Below are 2199 nucleotides of genomic sequence, written 5' to 3' on the forward strand. Positions count from 1 at the left end.
TGTCGACGACGCGTGAAAACTGACCCCCAGACGACGGCGGAAATCTGACCCCTCTGCTGTCACTGTGGAGGGTGATCAAGGTGGAGGACTGGGCGGAGATCCGCCGGCTGCACCGGGCCGAGCAGATGCCGATCAAGGCGATCGCTCGGCGGATGGGCATCTCGAAGAACACCGTGAAGCGCGCGCTGGCGGCCGAGGAACCGCCTAAGTATCGGCGGGCGGGCAAGGGGTCGATCGTGGATGCGGTAGAACCACAGATCCGCGAGCTGCTGCAGCAGTTCCCGGACATGCCGGCCACCGTGATCGCTGAGCGGATCGGCTGGCAGAACTCCTTGACCGTGCTCAAGGACCGCATCCGGCTGCTGCGGCCGCATTACCAGCCCCTCGACCCGGCCTCGCGGACCACCTATCGGCCGGGTGAGCTGGCCCAGTGCGATTTGTGGTTCCCGCCGGTGCGGGTGCCGGTAGGCGCCGGGCAGACCGCCGGCCTGCCGGTGCTGGTGATGGTCAGTGGCTACTCGCGCTGGCTGATGGCCCGCATGCTGCCCTCCCGCGCCGCGGGCGACCTGTTCGCCGGGATGTGGGCCCTGCTCAGCGGGCTGGGTGCGGCGCCCAAGACGCTGGTGTGGGACAACGAAGGCGCCATCGGACAGTGGAAGGGCGGCCGACCGCAGCTGACCGCCGAGGCCAGCGCCTTCCGCGGCATGCTGGGGGTGGCGATCCGCCAGTGCAAACCCGGCGATCCAGAAGCCAAGGGTCTGGTGGAGCGGGCGAACGGGTATCTGGAGACCTCCTTCATGCCCGGACGGTCGTTCACCGGGCCGCACGACTTCAACGCCCAGCTCGCCGAGTGGCTGGCGCGGGCCAACCGGCGCCATCACCGGCGGATCGAGTGCCGCCCGGCCGACCGGATCGAGGCCGACCGGGCCGGGATGGTCGCCCTGCCACCGGTTGCTCCGGCGGTCGGCTGGCGAAGGTCGACCCGGCTGGCGCGTGACCACTACGTCCGCATCGCCTCCAACGACTACTCGGTGCATCCCGCGGTGATCGGCCGCCTGGTCGAGGTGGTCGCCGACCTGGAGCAGGTCAGCGTGAGGTGCGGCGATCGGATGGTTGCCCGGCATGAGCGGTGCTGGGCCGCCCACCAGACCATCACCGACCCGGCCCATGCCGCCTCCGCTGCGGCGATGCGCCGCTCCCGCGCCCAGAGCACGCCCGGTCCGGCACAGGTGCAAGTCGAGCAGCGCCGTCTCAGCGACTACGACACGCTGCTGGGCGTTGAGGGGGTGGCCTGATGGCCAGCACTAAATCCGCCGCCGCGACCAGCTCGGCCGCGGGCGCAGGCCGCAACCTGGCCTCCGAGCTGGCCTATCTGACCCGGGTGCTGAAGGCGCCGTCGCTGGCCGCCTCCATCGAGCGGCTGGCCGAACGCGCGAGGGCTGAGTCCTGGAGCCATGAGGAGTTCCTGGCCGCCTGCCTGCAACGCGAGGTCGCCGCCCGTGAGTCCCACGGCGGCGAGGCCCGCATCCGCTCCGCCCGTTTCCCCGCCCGCAAAGCCCTGGAGGACTTTGACTTCGACCATCAGCGCTCCCTCAAACGGGAGGTCATCGCGCATCTGGGGACGCTGGACTTCGTCGCCGCCCGCGAGAATGTGGTGTTCCTCGGCCCGCCCGGAACCGGCAAGACCCACCTGTCGATCGGCCTGGGCATCCGGGCCTGCCAGGCCGGGTATCGGGTCGCGTTCGCCACCGCCGCCGCATGGGTCGCCCGCCTGGCCGAGGCCCACACCGCCGGCAAGCTGCAAGAGGAGTTGCTCAAGCTGGCCCGCATTCCCGTGCTGGTCGTCGACGAGGTCGGCTACATCCCCTTCGAAGCCGAGGCGGCCAACCTGTTCTTCCAACTGGTCTCTAGCCGCTATGAACGAGCGTCGCTGATCGTCACCTCTAACAAGCCGTTCGGCCGCTGGGGCGAGGTATTCGGCGACGACGTCGTGGCCGCCGCGATGATCGACCGCCTCGTCCATCATGCCGAGGTCATCAGCCTGAAGGGAGACAGCTACCGCCTGAAGAACCGCGACCTCGGCCGCGTTCCCGCAGCCGAGACCAGCAACGACCATCAGTAGCAACCACGACCAACATCAACGCCAGGGGGTCAACTTTCAGGCGTCGCTAGGGGGTCAAAATTCGAGCGTCGTTGACA

The 2199-nt window shown here is 69.2% G+C and carries 2 protein-coding genes; both read left to right on the forward strand.

The features are described 5' to 3' along the window. The first annotated feature begins 71 nt into the window (after positions 1 to 71). On the forward strand, positions 72 to 1295 hold the full coding sequence (gene istA / locus IL992_RS45420) for an IS21 family transposase (RefSeq protein WP_193209484.1): 1224 nt from the start codon (positions 72 to 74) through the stop codon (positions 1293 to 1295). Continuing rightward, entirely contained in the window at positions 1295 to 2122 is an 828-nt protein-coding gene (gene istB / locus IL992_RS45425; protein ID WP_193209485.1) for an IS21-like element helper ATPase IstB, read from the forward strand. The genes istA and istB overlap by 1 nt, the downstream gene beginning before the upstream one ends. The last annotated feature ends 77 nt before the right edge of the window (positions 2123 to 2199 follow it).

It is taken from the genome of Microbispora sitophila (assembly GCF_014892245.1).
In the GTDB taxonomy this organism is placed as follows: Bacteria; Actinomycetota; Actinomycetes; order Streptosporangiales; family Streptosporangiaceae; genus Microbispora; species Microbispora siamensis.